This window comes from Lysinibacillus sp. NPDC093688 (genome assembly GCF_050280145.1).
GTDB classification, from domain to species: domain Bacteria; phylum Bacillota; class Bacilli; order Bacillales_A; family Planococcaceae; genus Lysinibacillus; species Lysinibacillus xylanilyticus_B.
Genome location: NZ_JBNNUX010000008.1, coordinates 21,647 through 35,393 on the forward strand (window position 1 = coordinate 21,647; position 13,747 = coordinate 35,393).

The 13,747-nt window shown below is 36.4% G+C and carries 12 protein-coding genes and 1 riboswitch; of the genes, 5 read left to right on the plus strand and 7 right to left on the minus strand.

The window, feature by feature from the left end; translation table 11 throughout:
• Positions 1-42 precede the first annotated feature (42 nt).
• Positions 43-1,632, minus strand: a complete 1,590-nt coding sequence (gene mbcS / locus ACQKN2_RS08805) for an acyl-CoA synthetase MbcS (protein ID WP_427414640.1) — start codon at positions 1,630-1,632, stop codon at positions 43-45.
• A gap of 242 nt (positions 1,633-1,874) precedes the next feature.
• Positions 1,875-1,973: riboswitch (TPP riboswitch) on the plus strand.
• Positions 1,974-2,059: 86 nt separating this feature from the next.
• On the opposite strand from mbcS, the gene thiM reads away from it, so the two are divergent.
• The 3 genes from thiM to thiE are packed head-to-tail and all read left to right on the plus strand — an operon-like array spanning position 2,060 to position 4,279.
• Positions 2,060-2,815, plus strand: a complete 756-nt coding sequence (thiM, locus tag ACQKN2_RS08810) for a hydroxyethylthiazole kinase (protein WP_427414641.1) — start codon at positions 2,060-2,062, stop codon at positions 2,813-2,815.
• Complete coding sequence (thiD, locus tag ACQKN2_RS08815; protein ID WP_427414642.1) at positions 2,815-3,639, plus strand: bifunctional hydroxymethylpyrimidine kinase/phosphomethylpyrimidine kinase; 825 nt, start codon at positions 2,815-2,817, stop codon at positions 3,637-3,639. Before thiM ends, thiD begins: the two co-directional genes overlap by 1 nt.
• Positions 3,629-4,279 carry a thiamine phosphate synthase gene (thiE, locus tag ACQKN2_RS08820; protein ID WP_427414643.1) on the plus strand — a complete coding sequence of 217 codons (651 nt, stop codon included), beginning with the start codon at positions 3,629-3,631 and terminating at the stop codon, positions 4,277-4,279. The genes thiD and thiE overlap by 11 nt, the downstream gene beginning before the upstream one ends.
• A 140-nt stretch (positions 4,280-4,419) precedes the next feature.
• Here the strand turns inward: thiE and ACQKN2_RS08825 are convergent, their stop codons facing one another.
• From ACQKN2_RS08825 to ezrA, 5 genes are all read right to left on the minus strand, one after another.
• Complete coding sequence (locus ACQKN2_RS08825) at positions 4,420-4,635, minus strand: alpha/beta-type small acid-soluble spore protein (protein ID WP_323649131.1); 216 nt, start codon at positions 4,633-4,635, stop codon at positions 4,420-4,422.
• Positions 4,636-4,785: 150 nt separating this feature from the next.
• Positions 4,786-5,994 (minus strand): tRNA uracil 4-sulfurtransferase ThiI, encoded by a 1,209-nt coding sequence (gene thiI / locus ACQKN2_RS08830; protein WP_427414644.1) that lies wholly within the window; start codon positions 5,992-5,994, stop codon positions 4,786-4,788.
• A 2-nt stretch (positions 5,995-5,996) separates the two neighbouring features.
• Entirely contained in the window at positions 5,997-7,151 is a 1,155-nt protein-coding gene (locus ACQKN2_RS08835) for a cysteine desulfurase family protein (protein ID WP_427414645.1), read from the minus strand.
• 524 nt (positions 7,152-7,675) lie between these two features.
• Positions 7,676-8,140, minus strand: coding sequence for a GNAT family N-acetyltransferase (locus ACQKN2_RS08840; protein WP_427414646.1), 465 nt, complete (start codon positions 8,138-8,140; stop codon positions 7,676-7,678).
• Positions 8,141-8,302: 162 nt separating this feature from the next.
• Complete coding sequence (ezrA, locus tag ACQKN2_RS08845; protein WP_427414647.1) at positions 8,303-10,009, minus strand: septation ring formation regulator EzrA; 1,707 nt, start codon at positions 10,007-10,009, stop codon at positions 8,303-8,305.
• Positions 10,010-10,199: 190 nt separating this feature from the next.
• On the opposite strand from ezrA, the gene hisJ reads away from it, so the two are divergent.
• Both hisJ and ACQKN2_RS08855 read left to right on the plus strand, forming a co-directional pair.
• Complete coding sequence (hisJ, locus tag ACQKN2_RS08850; protein ID WP_427414648.1) at positions 10,200-10,994, plus strand: histidinol-phosphatase HisJ; 795 nt, start codon at positions 10,200-10,202, stop codon at positions 10,992-10,994.
• 24 nt (positions 10,995-11,018) lie between these two features.
• Positions 11,019-11,498, plus strand: a complete 480-nt coding sequence (locus tag ACQKN2_RS08855) for a GAF domain-containing protein (RefSeq protein WP_427414649.1) — start codon at positions 11,019-11,021, stop codon at positions 11,496-11,498.
• 159 nt (positions 11,499-11,657) lie between these two features.
• Here the strand turns inward: ACQKN2_RS08855 and ACQKN2_RS08860 are convergent, their stop codons facing one another.
• Positions 11,658-13,535 carry a sensor domain-containing diguanylate cyclase gene (locus ACQKN2_RS08860; protein ID WP_427414650.1) on the minus strand — a complete coding sequence of 626 codons (1,878 nt, stop codon included), beginning with the start codon at positions 13,533-13,535 and terminating at the stop codon, positions 11,658-11,660.
• Between the last annotated feature and the right edge of the window lie 212 nt (positions 13,536-13,747).

Below are 13,747 nucleotides of genomic sequence, written 5' to 3' on the forward strand. Positions count from 1 at the left end.
AAAAAGCAGGAACTTTGATTTTCGACATTATTTCCTAGGAAATTAATGATGAGTGATAGAATGGATTTTTTCTTGCTCTCGTAATTCGACACGACGAATTTTGCCTGATGTAGTCTTTGGTAGCTCAGTAACAAACTCAATCACACGAGGATATTTATATGGGGCTGTTAAAGTTTTTACATGGTTTTGTAGTTTTTTTATAAGTGTTTCATTACCAACTTCTCCTTCACAGAGCACAACAAACGCCTTTACGAGATTTCCACGAATCTCATCTGGACTCGCGACAACGGCAGTTTCTTTCACTGCAGGATGCTTCAATAACGCATCTTCTACCTCAAATGGGCCAATCGTATACCCAGACGATATAATGACATCATCTCCACGTCCTTCAAACCAATAATAGCCATCTTCATCTTTATATGCACGATCACCGGTAATATACCAATCGCCTCTAAATTGTAAATTTGTCCGTTCTGGATCGTTTAAATATTTTTTAAATAACGCGGGCGTTTCACAGTGTACAGCAATATCTCCAACTTCTCCGACCGCAACAGGACTTTCAAAATCATTGATAATTTCAACAGAATTACCCGGGGTAGGTTTACCCATTGAGCCCATTCTAGCCTCCATCCCTACCATTGTACCAACAAGTAATGTATTCTCTGTTTGTCCATAGCCATCTCGTACTTGTAAATTAAAAACCTCGGAAAATACTTTTATCACTTCACTATTTAAAGGTTCGCCCGCTGACACAGCCTGACGTATTGTACTTACATTGAAATCTTGTAAATTTTCAAGACTCGCCATAAATCGATATTCGGTTGGTGTGCAACACAGAATATTAATATTGAATTTTTCAATCAGTGCAAGGTAAGTACCCGCATCAAAGTGACCTTTGTAAACAAATGCTGTTGCACCACTTCCTAAAGTAGCGAGGAACGGACTCCAAATCCATTTTTGCCAGCCAGGAGCTGCTGTAGCCCATACTATGTCACCTTCTTGAACACCTAACCAATTTGGTGCAGTAGTTCGTAAGTGTGCGTAACCCCAGCTATGTGTATGTACTGCTGCCTTTGGATTGCCTGTTGTACCACTTGTATATGCTAAAAATGCAATGTCTGTACTCTTAGTTGGTGTAGAATTAAAGTAGCTTTTTGGTTGGCTTTGCATTTTTTCAAGCAATGGCTGCCAAGGTTCATGTGCATGACCAATGACAAATTGCTGTATTTCTTGTAAATTTTCAACACTATCAAATTGTTCAATATAAGGCTCAAATGCAACAACACCTTTTGCGTTAGCGTGATTGATTCGATATTCAATATCCTTAGATCTCAGCATTTCTGAACTAGGTATAATAGTTAAACCTGCCTTTAACGCCGCAATGTACACAATATACGCTTCCACTGATCTCGGTACCATAATTAAAATAACATCACCTTTTTTCAAACCTTGAGAGGTAAATACATGTGCTGCCTGATTGGCCTTTTCAAGTAAGGCTGCATATGTAATGTACTGAATTTCTCCGTTTTCGTTATAAACTAATAATGCGTTTTTGGTAGAATCCTGTGCATATTTTTCAATTTCCTCTGAAATGTTATACCATTCTGGTGCGATTAAATCTTCTCTTTTCATGGCAAATGCCCCCTTTTGTTACGCCCATTATAAAACTCAATTTTTATCATTTTCAATGGAATTCACTCTAATTCATGAAAGTCGTGACAACTATCATGCTCTGCTATATGGCATCAGTCACGTATTGCTTCTATCCATTTCAACTTGGCGTAATCGTCGCTTTCGCACAGAAAATCTGAATGAAGAAAAAAACTCCCTATTGAACACAAATGAATAATATGGTACATTTTGGTCAACTAAAAGCAAGATTGCAGGGGGACTCATTTAGAGTTGAGAAGGTAAAACCTGACCCTTTGAACCTGTTAGTTAATACTGACGTAGGGAGCAGTTCACATCGAATTACTGATGAAAGGCTCTTTTACGTGTTTTTTGCACGAAAAAGAGTCTTTTTTGCACGCTTACGTCCATCCAACGAGGAGGACTTAAATTGATATTTCAAACGATTCGTAAACAAAATCCACTTATCCATTGCATGACTAATTACGTTGTGGCTAATTTTCAAGCAAACGGCTTATTAGCAATAGGCGCTTCTCCAGTCATGGCTGATGACGGTCACGAGGTTGAAGAAATGGTCACAATCGCCTCAGGCTTATTGATCAATATCGGTACCCTAAATGAGCGAATGAAAGAATCCATGTTACTTGCAGGGAAAAAAGCAAATGCTCTTGGCATTCCCGTTATTTTAGATCCTGTTGCTGCCGGTGCAACATCTTACCGAAAACAAACGGTACAGCAATTACTGAAGGACATTAAATTTGCGGCAATACGTTGTAATATCGGAGAGCTAGCGGCAATTGCCAATGTAGACTGGCAACAAAAAGGCGTAGATAGTGGTAGTGGTTCAATTTCTGTAGAAGTTGAGGCACAGAAAGTAGCTCAACAATACAATTGTATTGTTATTGTGACCGGTGAAAAGGATTTTATTACTGATGGCACACATCAGCAATGGGTTACAGGTGGAAATGCTCAAATGACAGAAGTTACTGGAACAGGTTGCTTATTGAGTGCATTATGTTGTGCATCCTACGCCGCAGGAAATCAACCGTTTGACCAATTGCTAGAAACATTATCACTTTATAAAAAATTGGCAGAAAAAGCTGCTTCTTCTACTCGATTCATTGGCGATTTTCAAATTGCTGTATTGAATGAACTACATCGCCTTTCCAAGGGTGGTGAAGAATAGTGGATATTGTAACGACAATTGCTGGTTCAGATAGTGGCGGCGGCGCAGGCATACAGGCTGATTTAAAAACATTTCAGGAATTAAAAGTGTTTGGAACATCTGTTATTACAGCTTTAACGGCCCAAAATACACTGGGTGTATCGGGTGTATTACCAATTGAAGTGAGCTTTATTGAAAAACAACTTAGTGCGCTAATCGAGGATTTTTCAATTAGTGCTATTAAAACAGGAATGCTATTTTCCTCCGAAATCATCCAATCAATTGCACATATTTTAGCCGAAGTAAATATTCCGCTTATTGTAGATCCTGTTATGATTGCAAAAGGTGGCGAAAGTTTATTACAGCAAGAAGCAATTGAGGCATTACGAAGTGATTTGCTACCTTTAGCAACAATTGTAACGCCAAACATCCCTGAGGCCGAAACCCTTTCTGGAAGGAAAATCAATTCTTTAGCAGATATTAAAGAAGTAGCTCAGGTCTTATTACAAACAGGCGTTCAATGCGTCGTTATGAAAGGCGGTCATTTAGAGGATAAATGTTATGCTACTGATTATGTATTTTTTCAAGATGGTCGATCGTTTTCCATGCAGTCTACTCGTATTGCAACAAAAAACACGCATGGTACAGGCTGTACGTTTTCCGCAGCATTAACTGCTTTTCTTAGTCTTGGGCTACCTATAGAAGAAGCAATTGAGGAAGCTAAAAAATTTATTCAATTAGCCATAACTCATGATTTATCTATAGGTAATGGCCATGGTCCAACAAATCATTTTGCTTATCAAAACTATAAGGATTCCTGCGAGGTGATCATTCATGAAACGTGACGATCTACAGCTATATTTTATTATGGGTACAGGTAATGTTTTCAATCAGGAGCCAATAAACGTTTTAGAGAAAGCTCTCCAATCCGGAATTACAATGTTTCAATACCGTGAAAAAGGGTTAAATACACTAACTGGACAAGCATATGAAAATTTTGCTCGCAAATGTCAAAAGCTCTGTCAACAGTATCATGTTCCGTTTATCGTCAATGATAATGTAGAACTAGCTATAAAACTTAGTGCAGATGGTGTTCATATTGGCCAAGAAGATTTTCCTGTGTCGATGGTACGTGAAAAAATTGGCAATATGATTCTAGGGGTTTCTGTTCATTCACAAGCTGAATTACAAACTGCTCTACAATATGGTGCTGACTATGTAGGAATTGGTCCAATTTTTTCAACCACCTCTAAAAGCGACGCCAAACCGCCTAGTGGAACTGAATTTTTACAACAAGTTCGCAAACAATACCCGGAGCTCCCTATCGTTGCAATTGGAGGCATAAACTGCTCGAATGCACATACTGTATTTAAAGCAGGTGCAGATGGAATAGCAGTTATTTCCGCGATTTGCGAAAGTGAGGATATTTCAAATACAGTCTCTACATTTAAAGCATCTCTTATTTCTTTGCTCTCATTGAATTGAAATGGGAGGACCTGACGCTTCTCTTTCTATATAGATAAATTACTGCCCGTTAATACGGGATAAAAAATAAACAATTTAAACAAACTAAAACCAGTGCCTTTTACGGTCACTGGTTTTAATTTTAATTGCTGATTATGCAATTATTGGTTGTTTGGCATACCTTTTAATTGAGATTCTGCCATTTGTACAAGACGTTTAGTGATTTCACCGCCAACGGAACCGTTAGCACGAGCTGAAGCGTCAGCTCCTAATTGAACACCAAATTCTTGTGCAATTTCGTATTTCATTTGATCAAGTGCGTGCTCTACACCAGGTACAGCAAGCTTGTTTGAACTGCGGTTGTTGTTGTTTGTCATGTTTCTCACCTCCTTGTGAATATAGAATGTGCGTTATTAGATTTTTAATACAAAAAAATTATAGGTAAATTGTACCTCAGAAGGAAGTAGACAAAAAAAGCCGACTCAAATGGACATTTGAGTCGGTTCTTATGAAATCGCAAGTTTCTTCTATAGAAGATCCGCAAATTTATCGGCTTCTTGTTCTTTTTTCGGGAAAATATAGACTTCACGATTTTTCACTGCTCGTTCGATCAGTTCATCAAAATCCGAGAAGCTTTCGTAATGCTCAACCTTTTCAAGCTTTGGCTTTGTTTTTGGACTTGCAGGAGTAAAAATTGTACAGCAGTCTTCGAATGGCTGGATAGACGTTTCGTATGTGCCAATTTTCTCTGCAATATCGATAATTTCTAATTTATCTGATGAGATTAATGGACGTAAAATCGGTGTGTTCGTTACGGCATTAATAGCTGTAAGGCTTTCAAGAGTTTGACTCGCTACTTGTCCAAGACTTTCACCTGTAACAATAGCTAGTGCACCAATTTCTTCACGTACTTTGTCAGCAACTTTTAGCATCATACGACGAGTTGTTGTCATTGATACATTAGAAGGTACTTTTTCTTTTATAAGAACTTGAATTTCAGTGAAAGGAATAACATGTAAACGTATACTAGCTCCAAATTTCGTTAATTCATTAGCAAGTACCTTTACTTTTTCCAATGAATTTTGGCTTGTATATGGTGGGCTAAAGAAATGAATCGCTTCTAAGCGCACTCCACGTTTCATCATTAAATAACCGGCAACAGGACTATCGATACCACCTGAAAGCATTAATAAAGATTTACCATTCGAGCCTACAGGCATTCCACCTGCACCTGGAATTACTTGTGCCATCATATATGTTGCATCATGACGCACCTCTATACGAAGTTCGATATCAGGCTTCTTCACCTTTACTGATAAATTTTGATATTGTGGTAATACATAACCACCAATTTCGCGTTGAATGGCATGTGATTCTAACGGAAATGTTTTATCTGTGCGCTTTACTTCTACTTTAAAAGTAAGCTGCTCATTTTTAAATGTATCCATAATTGTTATGGCAAGTTTTTTCATGGCTTCGATATCTTTTTCACATGCTGCCACGGGACTAAATGATTGGATACCAAAAATTTTAGGTAATCCTTTTAATAGAACATCCATTTGTGCTTCATCTTGAATGGCTATAAACATTCGATCACGCTCTGTGCGAATGTGTAAATGTCCTAAATCCGAAAACGCATGACGAATGTTCTCTCGTAAACGACGAATAAAATCCATCTTGTTGCGGCCTTTTGTAGAAAGCTCTCCATATCGAATTAAAATTTCTTTCCAAATCATTTTTATAATTCTCCTTTAAGTTCAGTCAATACTTCATCTAATACTTGTTTAAACTTTTCTATATCTTCATTTGTTACATGCGCGCCAAAACTTATACGAATAACACCATTTTTAAAATGCTCATCGATATTTAGAGCTTCAACAACATGACTTGTTTTTGTCTGTTTCGATGAACATGCACTCGATGTCGATACAATTACATTACGCTTTTGCAATGCATTGATAATGACTTCACCTTTTAAGTCGCGAATACTAAAAGATAAAATATGTGCCGCTCCTTTTGGTGTTGATAGAATATGCACTACATCCCCATATCCACGTAATTGCGTACATATTTCTTCATACCATTGACGGTATTTTTTCGCACGGTCACTCATCGTCGCTATGGCTATTCGGGCTGCTTTGGATAAGGCTACAGCTTGCGGTACAGCTACTGTTCCACTACGCAAACCAAATTCCTGCCCTCCGCCAAGTGCATACGGTTGCCATTTCATCTTTTTACGGAATGCTAGTACACCCGAACCTTTAAAGCCATGAATTTTATGACCTGAAATTGAAATACAGTCTGGTCCCTCGTCATCGTTAAATGATATCGGTAACTTCCCAAAGCTTTGTATAGCGTCTACGTGAAAAGCTGCACGACTCGATTCATGAATAATTTTTGCAGCTTCAAAAATTGGTTGAATTGCACCCATTTCATTATTTACATGCATCATACTTACTAAAATGGTATCCTTACGCACTTTTGTGCGAAGCTCCTCTAAAGAAATAACTCCGTTTTCATCTACCTGCAAGTATTCTACATCAAAACCGTCTTGCTCAAGTTGCTTCACAGATTCTAGGACAGATGGATGTTCTATTTCAGTTGTTAAAATATGATTTCCTTTATGTGTGTTGCTACGTGCTAAACCAAATATAGCTGTGTTATTGGATTCAGTACCACCTGATGTAAATAGCACATTTTTTGCTTCTGTATGCAAAATATCTGCTACTTGCTCACGTGCACGCATTAATAATTCGTTTGATTCAACACCCATTGCATGAATGGAAGCAGGATTGGCATAATACTGCTCATTCACTACCATAAATGCTTGCATAACCTCTTTTAAAGGTTTTGTTGTTGCACTGTTGTCTAAATAGATTGTATTAACTTCCATTAATATTCACACACTTTCAAAACGTTGATTTAACGGTATTTATCATAACGCAATCTTCAGCAATTGACTACTAACTTTAACAATTATCCTAATTTAATCACTTATTTGTTTGCTTTTTATGTGAAAAACCACCCTTTATAGAGCGGCATCTAAAAGACTTACTATGAACGTTTCCTTAGTATAAAAAATGACTAGGATTTATTATGGTGAAATCTTCCTTCAATATGGTAATGTACCATACAAGTGATTTCACAGTTTGGGATGCTATTTTATTTAAAAAATATGTCATTTGAATAAGTTGATTGGAGTGGAGATTGGGCGACTCCTTGGGGATTAGCGATAGAGGAACGAAGGCTAAAAGCATCACATCCTGTGATAACGCCTTCGTGACCAACATCGTGTTGGCCCGAGATCCTGGAGCGAAGCGGCTCATCGGACGCCCCCAGGAAAGCGCCCAATCGGAACGGAAATCAACTCCACGCTATAATAGAGCCTAACAATGCAAAAGTCCAACCCGCTTATTTTTAACCTTTCTTCATTGTTATAAATTCAGTTGAAGCAGTGAAGTCCATAACTTTTTCAAAGCCTAATTTTTCATATAGGTGAATGGCTCTTGTATTAAAGGAAGCTACTGTTAAACGAAGAGGACCATTTTTTTCTTGTTGTAGCTCATTTAAGATAAATGAAAAAAATTCTGCACCATAACCTTTTCCTGTCAGCCCAGGCTTCATCCCTACCCCAACATCAATGCATTCTTCTGCATATGCGCCATAGTCATGTCCTTTAGGTACTTGCGCAGATGTTCCTGTACAGAAAAAACCGACTAGCTCTTCTTTATCATTGACAATAGAATAATACGGACTTTCAAGAAATTCTTTTAGCGATTCGTCGCAAAGTTCATTGTTGTAAAAATCATATGGTTCATCGTATTTCCAATTTAATATATCAGTCGCATACATTTCATTCATTTCCCGACTATAAAATTGCATTATAAACACCTCTACTTTAATCAATAATTGGGATGAGGCATCATATTTAGCCTCCCCAAAAGTCTGGAGAAGGTCTTCTATTTGGAGAAATTCCACATCATAAAAACAAAGCTGTCAAAAAAGTAATGACAATACCTTTTAGACAGCTTCTGTAATTTCTTATTATACTTGACTTGACACTGTTTCTTCTGCTACAAGTTCTTGAATTCGCTTTAAAGCACCCGGCTCCATTTCTTCAACGGCCGTTCCAGCCTCTTCTAATGCTTTGGAATAACGGAATTGATTAAAGGATTTTTCTGCTTCTTTTAAACGAGTATGTAATTTTGGATTTGTTGCACGATGACGATTACCATACTGAATAATACGTTCAATCAGCATTACATTTTCAATCAATTCATGCGCCTTCGCTTTTACATCCTCTACACAAAGTGTTGCAGCATTTAAATTATTATGAACTGTTCCCATATTGAGAGGCACCTCTTGCAGGCTTTGCATAACTACATAAATATGCTCTGCTGCCTCATCTAGACGGGCATCCATCTCTTCAGGGATACCTGGAATATTTGCCTTATTCAATAGACGATCTGTTTCTTGTAATGTTTTCTTTAAGTTTTCTACTTGCGTGCGAGCCTTGTTTTCATCAATTCGTAGCTTCTTCATCGTATTTGACAAGTGACCTTGCTCGTCATGAATCTGTTCTAGCTCATCGTTAATTTCAATCAATTCTTCCTGCAAACTTGAATATGCAGATTTTTCCTCTCTAACACGCATCGCCAATAAGTCATAGCGACGTTGTAAAGCCTCTAATTGCTTTAATGCAGCTTTTGGAATTTCTGCATCTTTTTCATTTAAGCGATAGCTTTGCTGCACAAAGGTTGCTTCATCACTTACTAATCTTGTTGAACTAATAACATTGGTGATTGAGCCTAATAAACGATCACAATTTTGGTCAACATAATTTTTAGCAATAACCTCTTTTTCAAGTAGATCGTAAAAATGATCAATCTCTTCAGTTATATCCGTAACACGTGGTTTAACAACATTTAAGTTAAGCTCTGCTAATTCATTTTTTAATGTCACAAATTCTTCATCAAATTTATTAAGCTCTTCAGTTAACTCTAAATGCTGTAAATAATAGGATTGCTCCTCCATTTCACGTTGGCCACTTCGTAATTCCTGTACCGCTCCTGGAAGCTTCACTTGCAATTCAGTCAAAATTGATGGGACATCATTGATATATTCAAATGTCTGTTGTGATTCTTGGTTTAAGCCAATAACAATTTCTCGCGCCTGCAAATAATTTCCCTCGCTCGTAAGCACATCGAATTCCTCAAACTTTTGAACAAACGTCTCCAGCTTTTTCTCCAAAGCTGGTAATGCTACCCCAAATGAATGTTGGTGTGCTAACAATGTTTTACGTGCAGAGCGATAGTATTCTTTTAATTGTTCAATTTCAATACGATTTTTTTCTTCGCTGCCAATTAATTCATTTAGTTCTTCTAAAATTTTATCTTTATCTTGTTCACACTTTTTAATGTACTCTTCTATCTCACGTTCAATTAACGTTGCTTTATTAAAACGAAGTCTATTGATTTGATCCTCTGCATCAAATAAAAGTGAATCAATTTTTGTCATATGTACGTCGATGACTTCATCCCAACTATTACGCCATCGTTCAAACATTTCTTCCGTTTCACCGTTCATGTTTAAAGATTTAACTTTTGAAATTTCCTCATTTATGGGATTGTTTTGTATTTGGGATTTTTCATTTTCAAGTTTAGCAATGATTGTTGTATGTTTTCGTCGCATCATAAATCCTACTATCGTTAAAATTAATAGTAGGATAACTGGAATGATGATATACTCCATCGTAAGCCTCCTATTTCTACAATAAACGAATTGGCTAGTTGTATTTATTATATACTATGTTATCGCCTTTTGTACTAAAATTTGCGTGTTTTTTGTGTAATTACGCCTTTAAAGAATAACAACTACTTAATTTTTGAACAATATGCGCAAATATAAGTGTTATTATCCAAAATATAAAGGAGTGGTATTTATGAAATGTGACGGCCATGTTCATAGCCCATATTGTCCACACGGTACTTCTGATTCATTTAAGCAGTATATAGAAAAAGCAATCTCTCATGATTTCACAGATATTAGCTTTACAGAACATGCACCATTGCCATTGAATTTTGTTGACCCTACACCACAGCAAGACAGTGGTATGAATCCAGAATTTTTAATGCCTTATTTTGAAGATTTACAGCGCCTTCAAAAGGAATACGCACAAGACATTCGCATTCATATAGGACTAGAGGTTGACTATATTCAAGGCTTTGAACAAGAAACTCGTCAATTTCTTGATACATATGGACACTTTTTAGATGACTCTATTTTATCTGTTCATTTTTTACAATGGCACAATACCTTTGAATGCATAGACTTTTCTCCAGAAAGTTTTATGGCTTTTTCAAAAAAAGTGGGCTCTATTGAACAAGTGTACAATTTATATTACGATACCGTCCTACAATCCATTAAAGCAGATTTAGGACAATACAAGCCTAAGCGCATTGGGCATCCTTCACTTATTCACAAATTCCAATTAGCACATAAGGTGAAAATTGATGATTCTGCACAGATTCGAAAAGTTTTAAATTTAATGAAGGAAGAAGGCTATGAGCTAGATTTAAATAGCGCTGGATTAAGTAAAACACATTGTCAGGAAACTTATCCACCTTTTTCCTTCATAGATTACAGTAAATCTATTGGGCTTCCCTTTGTTTTCGGTTCAGATGCCCATACTGTTGCTGATTTGCATCAACACTATAATGTTATATATCCAAAATAAATAACTTTCAAACGAGGTGCTTTTATGTTTACTCAAATTAATTATGAAGGGCCAATTGCTGAGCAATATAATACTTTGGCCAAACAATTAGATGCCCTACTTACAGGAGAAAGCGATCGCATTGCTAATTTAAGTAACGCCTCTGCATTACTAAATCAGTTTCTGCCGAACATTAATTGGGTTGGTTTTTATGTATTACAAGGAGAGGAACTTGTATTAGGGCCATTCCAAGGCTTACCTGCCTGCGTTAGAATACCTATTGGACGCGGTGTTTGTGGAACAGCTGTAAGTAAAGAAGAAACAATGGTGGTAAAAGACGTACACGACTTCCCAGGGCATATTGCCTGCGACGCCGCTTCCCAATCCGAAATCGTGATTCCCTTGAAAAAAGAAGGAGAGGTCATCGGTGTTCTTGATATCGATAGTCCAATCGTTAATCGCTTTTCTAAGGAAGATCAAGAGGGGTTAGAGCTATTCGTAAAAACCTTACTCTCCCATTTATAAAAAAAAAATACCCTGAAATGATTTAGTATCATTTCAGGGTATTTCATTGTGAAAAGATGCCTGACGTTTTATCTCTTGAAGTCGATTTCTGTTCTGAGCGCTTTCCTAGCGGCGTCCGATGTGCCACGATTGTTCATCCCTAATTTTAGTAGCGAACTATTAATTTATTTGATACGGTCGATCATGCATACAAAATCGATTTTTACCACTGTTTTTCGCTTCATAAAGCGCTGTATCTGCATGTAGGAAAACAGATTGAAACGCTGGACGATACAGTTCATCCCATGTTATAAGACCTGCTGAAATTGTCACCTGAGGATCTGTTGTATTTGGAATTACTGCAACGATTGCTTCTGCCAATTCGATTGCTTCTTTCTCCTCAATATTCGGGACATACACAGACATTTCCTCTCCACCCCAGCGTGCACAAATACCACGAGCTCCAATCATATCTTTTAACTTTACCGCAATTTGCATAAGAATCTTATCACCAATTTGATGACCATACGTATCATTCACACATTTGAAATTATCAATGTCAATGAGTAAGAACATCCCTGATTGATCACTTTTAAGTGACTTTTCTACATACTGGTCTAAATAACTTCTTGCATACAATTTTGTTAAATGGTCTAAATCTACCATTTCCTGAAGTTGATTTCGTAGTATTGAGTTTGCAATTGCTAAAGAAGAGTGATGGATTAATGATTGCATTAATTTAAAGCTATCAAACGAAAAGAAATATGGCTCCTTGTGTAACACAATACTAAAGCCATTAATTTTTTCTTCCATTAAAATCGGGATTGCCATAATTGAACGATATTCAATTTGATTAGGGGTTAATCGGCTGAAATCAGCGATAAATAGTGGATCATCGGTATTTTCAAAATGTTGTTCAACATGTTTTATAAATGTTTGACCCTTTTCTGTATTAAATAAGGTCGTACTAGCATCGGTCACTTCAAATGTGTCATTATGCTTAAAAGCGAAACAAACTTCCATTGGTTGAAAGGATTTCATTAACTGCTTTTGAAGGAAAAGTAACATTTCATTAATGTCTATTCTCATATTTAAACGATGTGATGTTTCATTGATGAGTTGCAAATCACTCACAAGGCGATGTGATTGATGATATAATTTTGCATTTTCGAGCGCATTTCCTGATGTTTGTGCTAGCATTCGTACAAAATCTTTTTCAGTCGTTGAAAAAAGATACGTTGTAGGTGCACTTACTTGTAAAATGCCATAAATAGCTTGTCTCCCTTTAATAGGCGCGTTTAATACTCGACAATTCAAATCGCTAGCAAGCTCAGTCGTCAGTTCTCCTGAGACAAAAGCCTCAATAGTAGCAGGCCTTTCAGATAAGTAATCAAAAAGCTTAATATCGATAGTCGTATGGCGGTCTTGATCATTCGATAGTATAAGCCCCACATTAAATTCGGGAAAATTATCCTTAATATTTTTTAAGACATTTTCTAAAATTAAATCAATATCCATAGTTGAATGAAATAAATCTGTCATATTATACAATTTTCTATATTGATCTTCATTCACTTTTACTTCATTATTTTCTCTCATCAACTGAAGAACTTTCGTAAGCGTTTCTATACTTTCTTCCCCGTAATTAGAAGTCATAAAGTCTGTCCAAGCATCTGTTGCCTCTACAAGTAGCACACCAATTGGATTTTTACCTTCTACTTGGAAAAGGACCATATCTGTCATCATCGTATAGTCTGCTTTTTCTTTTAATATATAAGGAATTTTCACCATTCTCTGTTGATAAAAACTAGCTTCAATCATTAACCATGACACAGCATTTAGTTTTGTTTCAATTGTTAAAGTAGCCATCTTTTCTATAGGAATTAAAGAATTACCTTCGAAACCGAGAAATGCCACATTTACAATTCCAAAATGCTTCTTTAGACACTGTTTCAATGGGCGAAAATACTCATTTAAACCAGTTTGTTCTTTACAACTCACCCAAATGCTCAAAACATCTGATTTTATATATTTTAGCGTTTGTAAATGGTCTGTCATGAAATCACCTTTTCTATATAACGTACAAATCAATTACTATTAACTTATTGTATATTATACATAATTTGTGTCATTTTGACTATGTTATTCTACTTTACTTTTATATTTTACATTTCACACTGTATCATTAACTATCCCAAAATTTTGCATCGTGTATAGAGAGGAAATTTTTACTATAGTTCTTTTTTGAAAATAGTTAGTGTAATAATTGA

Bases quoted from the DNA above. Each gene is read 5' to 3' on its own strand.
- ACQKN2_RS08860 (WP_427414650.1), bottom strand. From the start codon at position 13,535: ATGACAGACCATTTACAAACGCTAAAATATATAAAATCAGATGTTTTG.
- ACQKN2_RS08835 (WP_427414645.1), bottom strand. From the start codon at position 7,151: ATGGAAGTTAATACAATCTATTTAGACAACAGTGCAACAACAAAACCT.
- ACQKN2_RS08825 (WP_323649131.1), bottom strand. From the start codon at position 4,635: ATGACAAACAACAACAACCGCAGTTCAAACAAGCTTGCTGTACCTGGT.
- mbcS (WP_427414640.1), bottom strand. From the start codon at position 1,632: ATGAAAAGAGAAGATTTAATCGCACCAGAATGGTATAACATTTCAGAG.
- ACQKN2_RS08840 (WP_427414646.1), bottom strand. From the start codon at position 8,140: ATGCAATTTTATAGTCGGGAAATGAATGAAATGTATGCGACTGATATA.
- thiE (WP_427414643.1), top strand. From the start codon at position 3,629: ATGAAACGTGACGATCTACAGCTATATTTTATTATGGGTACAGGTAAT.
- ACQKN2_RS08855 (WP_427414649.1), top strand. From the start codon at position 11,019: ATGTTTACTCAAATTAATTATGAAGGGCCAATTGCTGAGCAATATAAT.
- hisJ (WP_427414648.1), top strand. From the start codon at position 10,200: ATGAAATGTGACGGCCATGTTCATAGCCCATATTGTCCACACGGTACT.
- thiI (WP_427414644.1), bottom strand. From the start codon at position 5,994: ATGATTTGGAAAGAAATTTTAATTCGATATGGAGAGCTTTCTACAAAA.
- ezrA (WP_427414647.1), bottom strand. From the start codon at position 10,009: ATGGAGTATATCATCATTCCAGTTATCCTACTATTAATTTTAACGATA.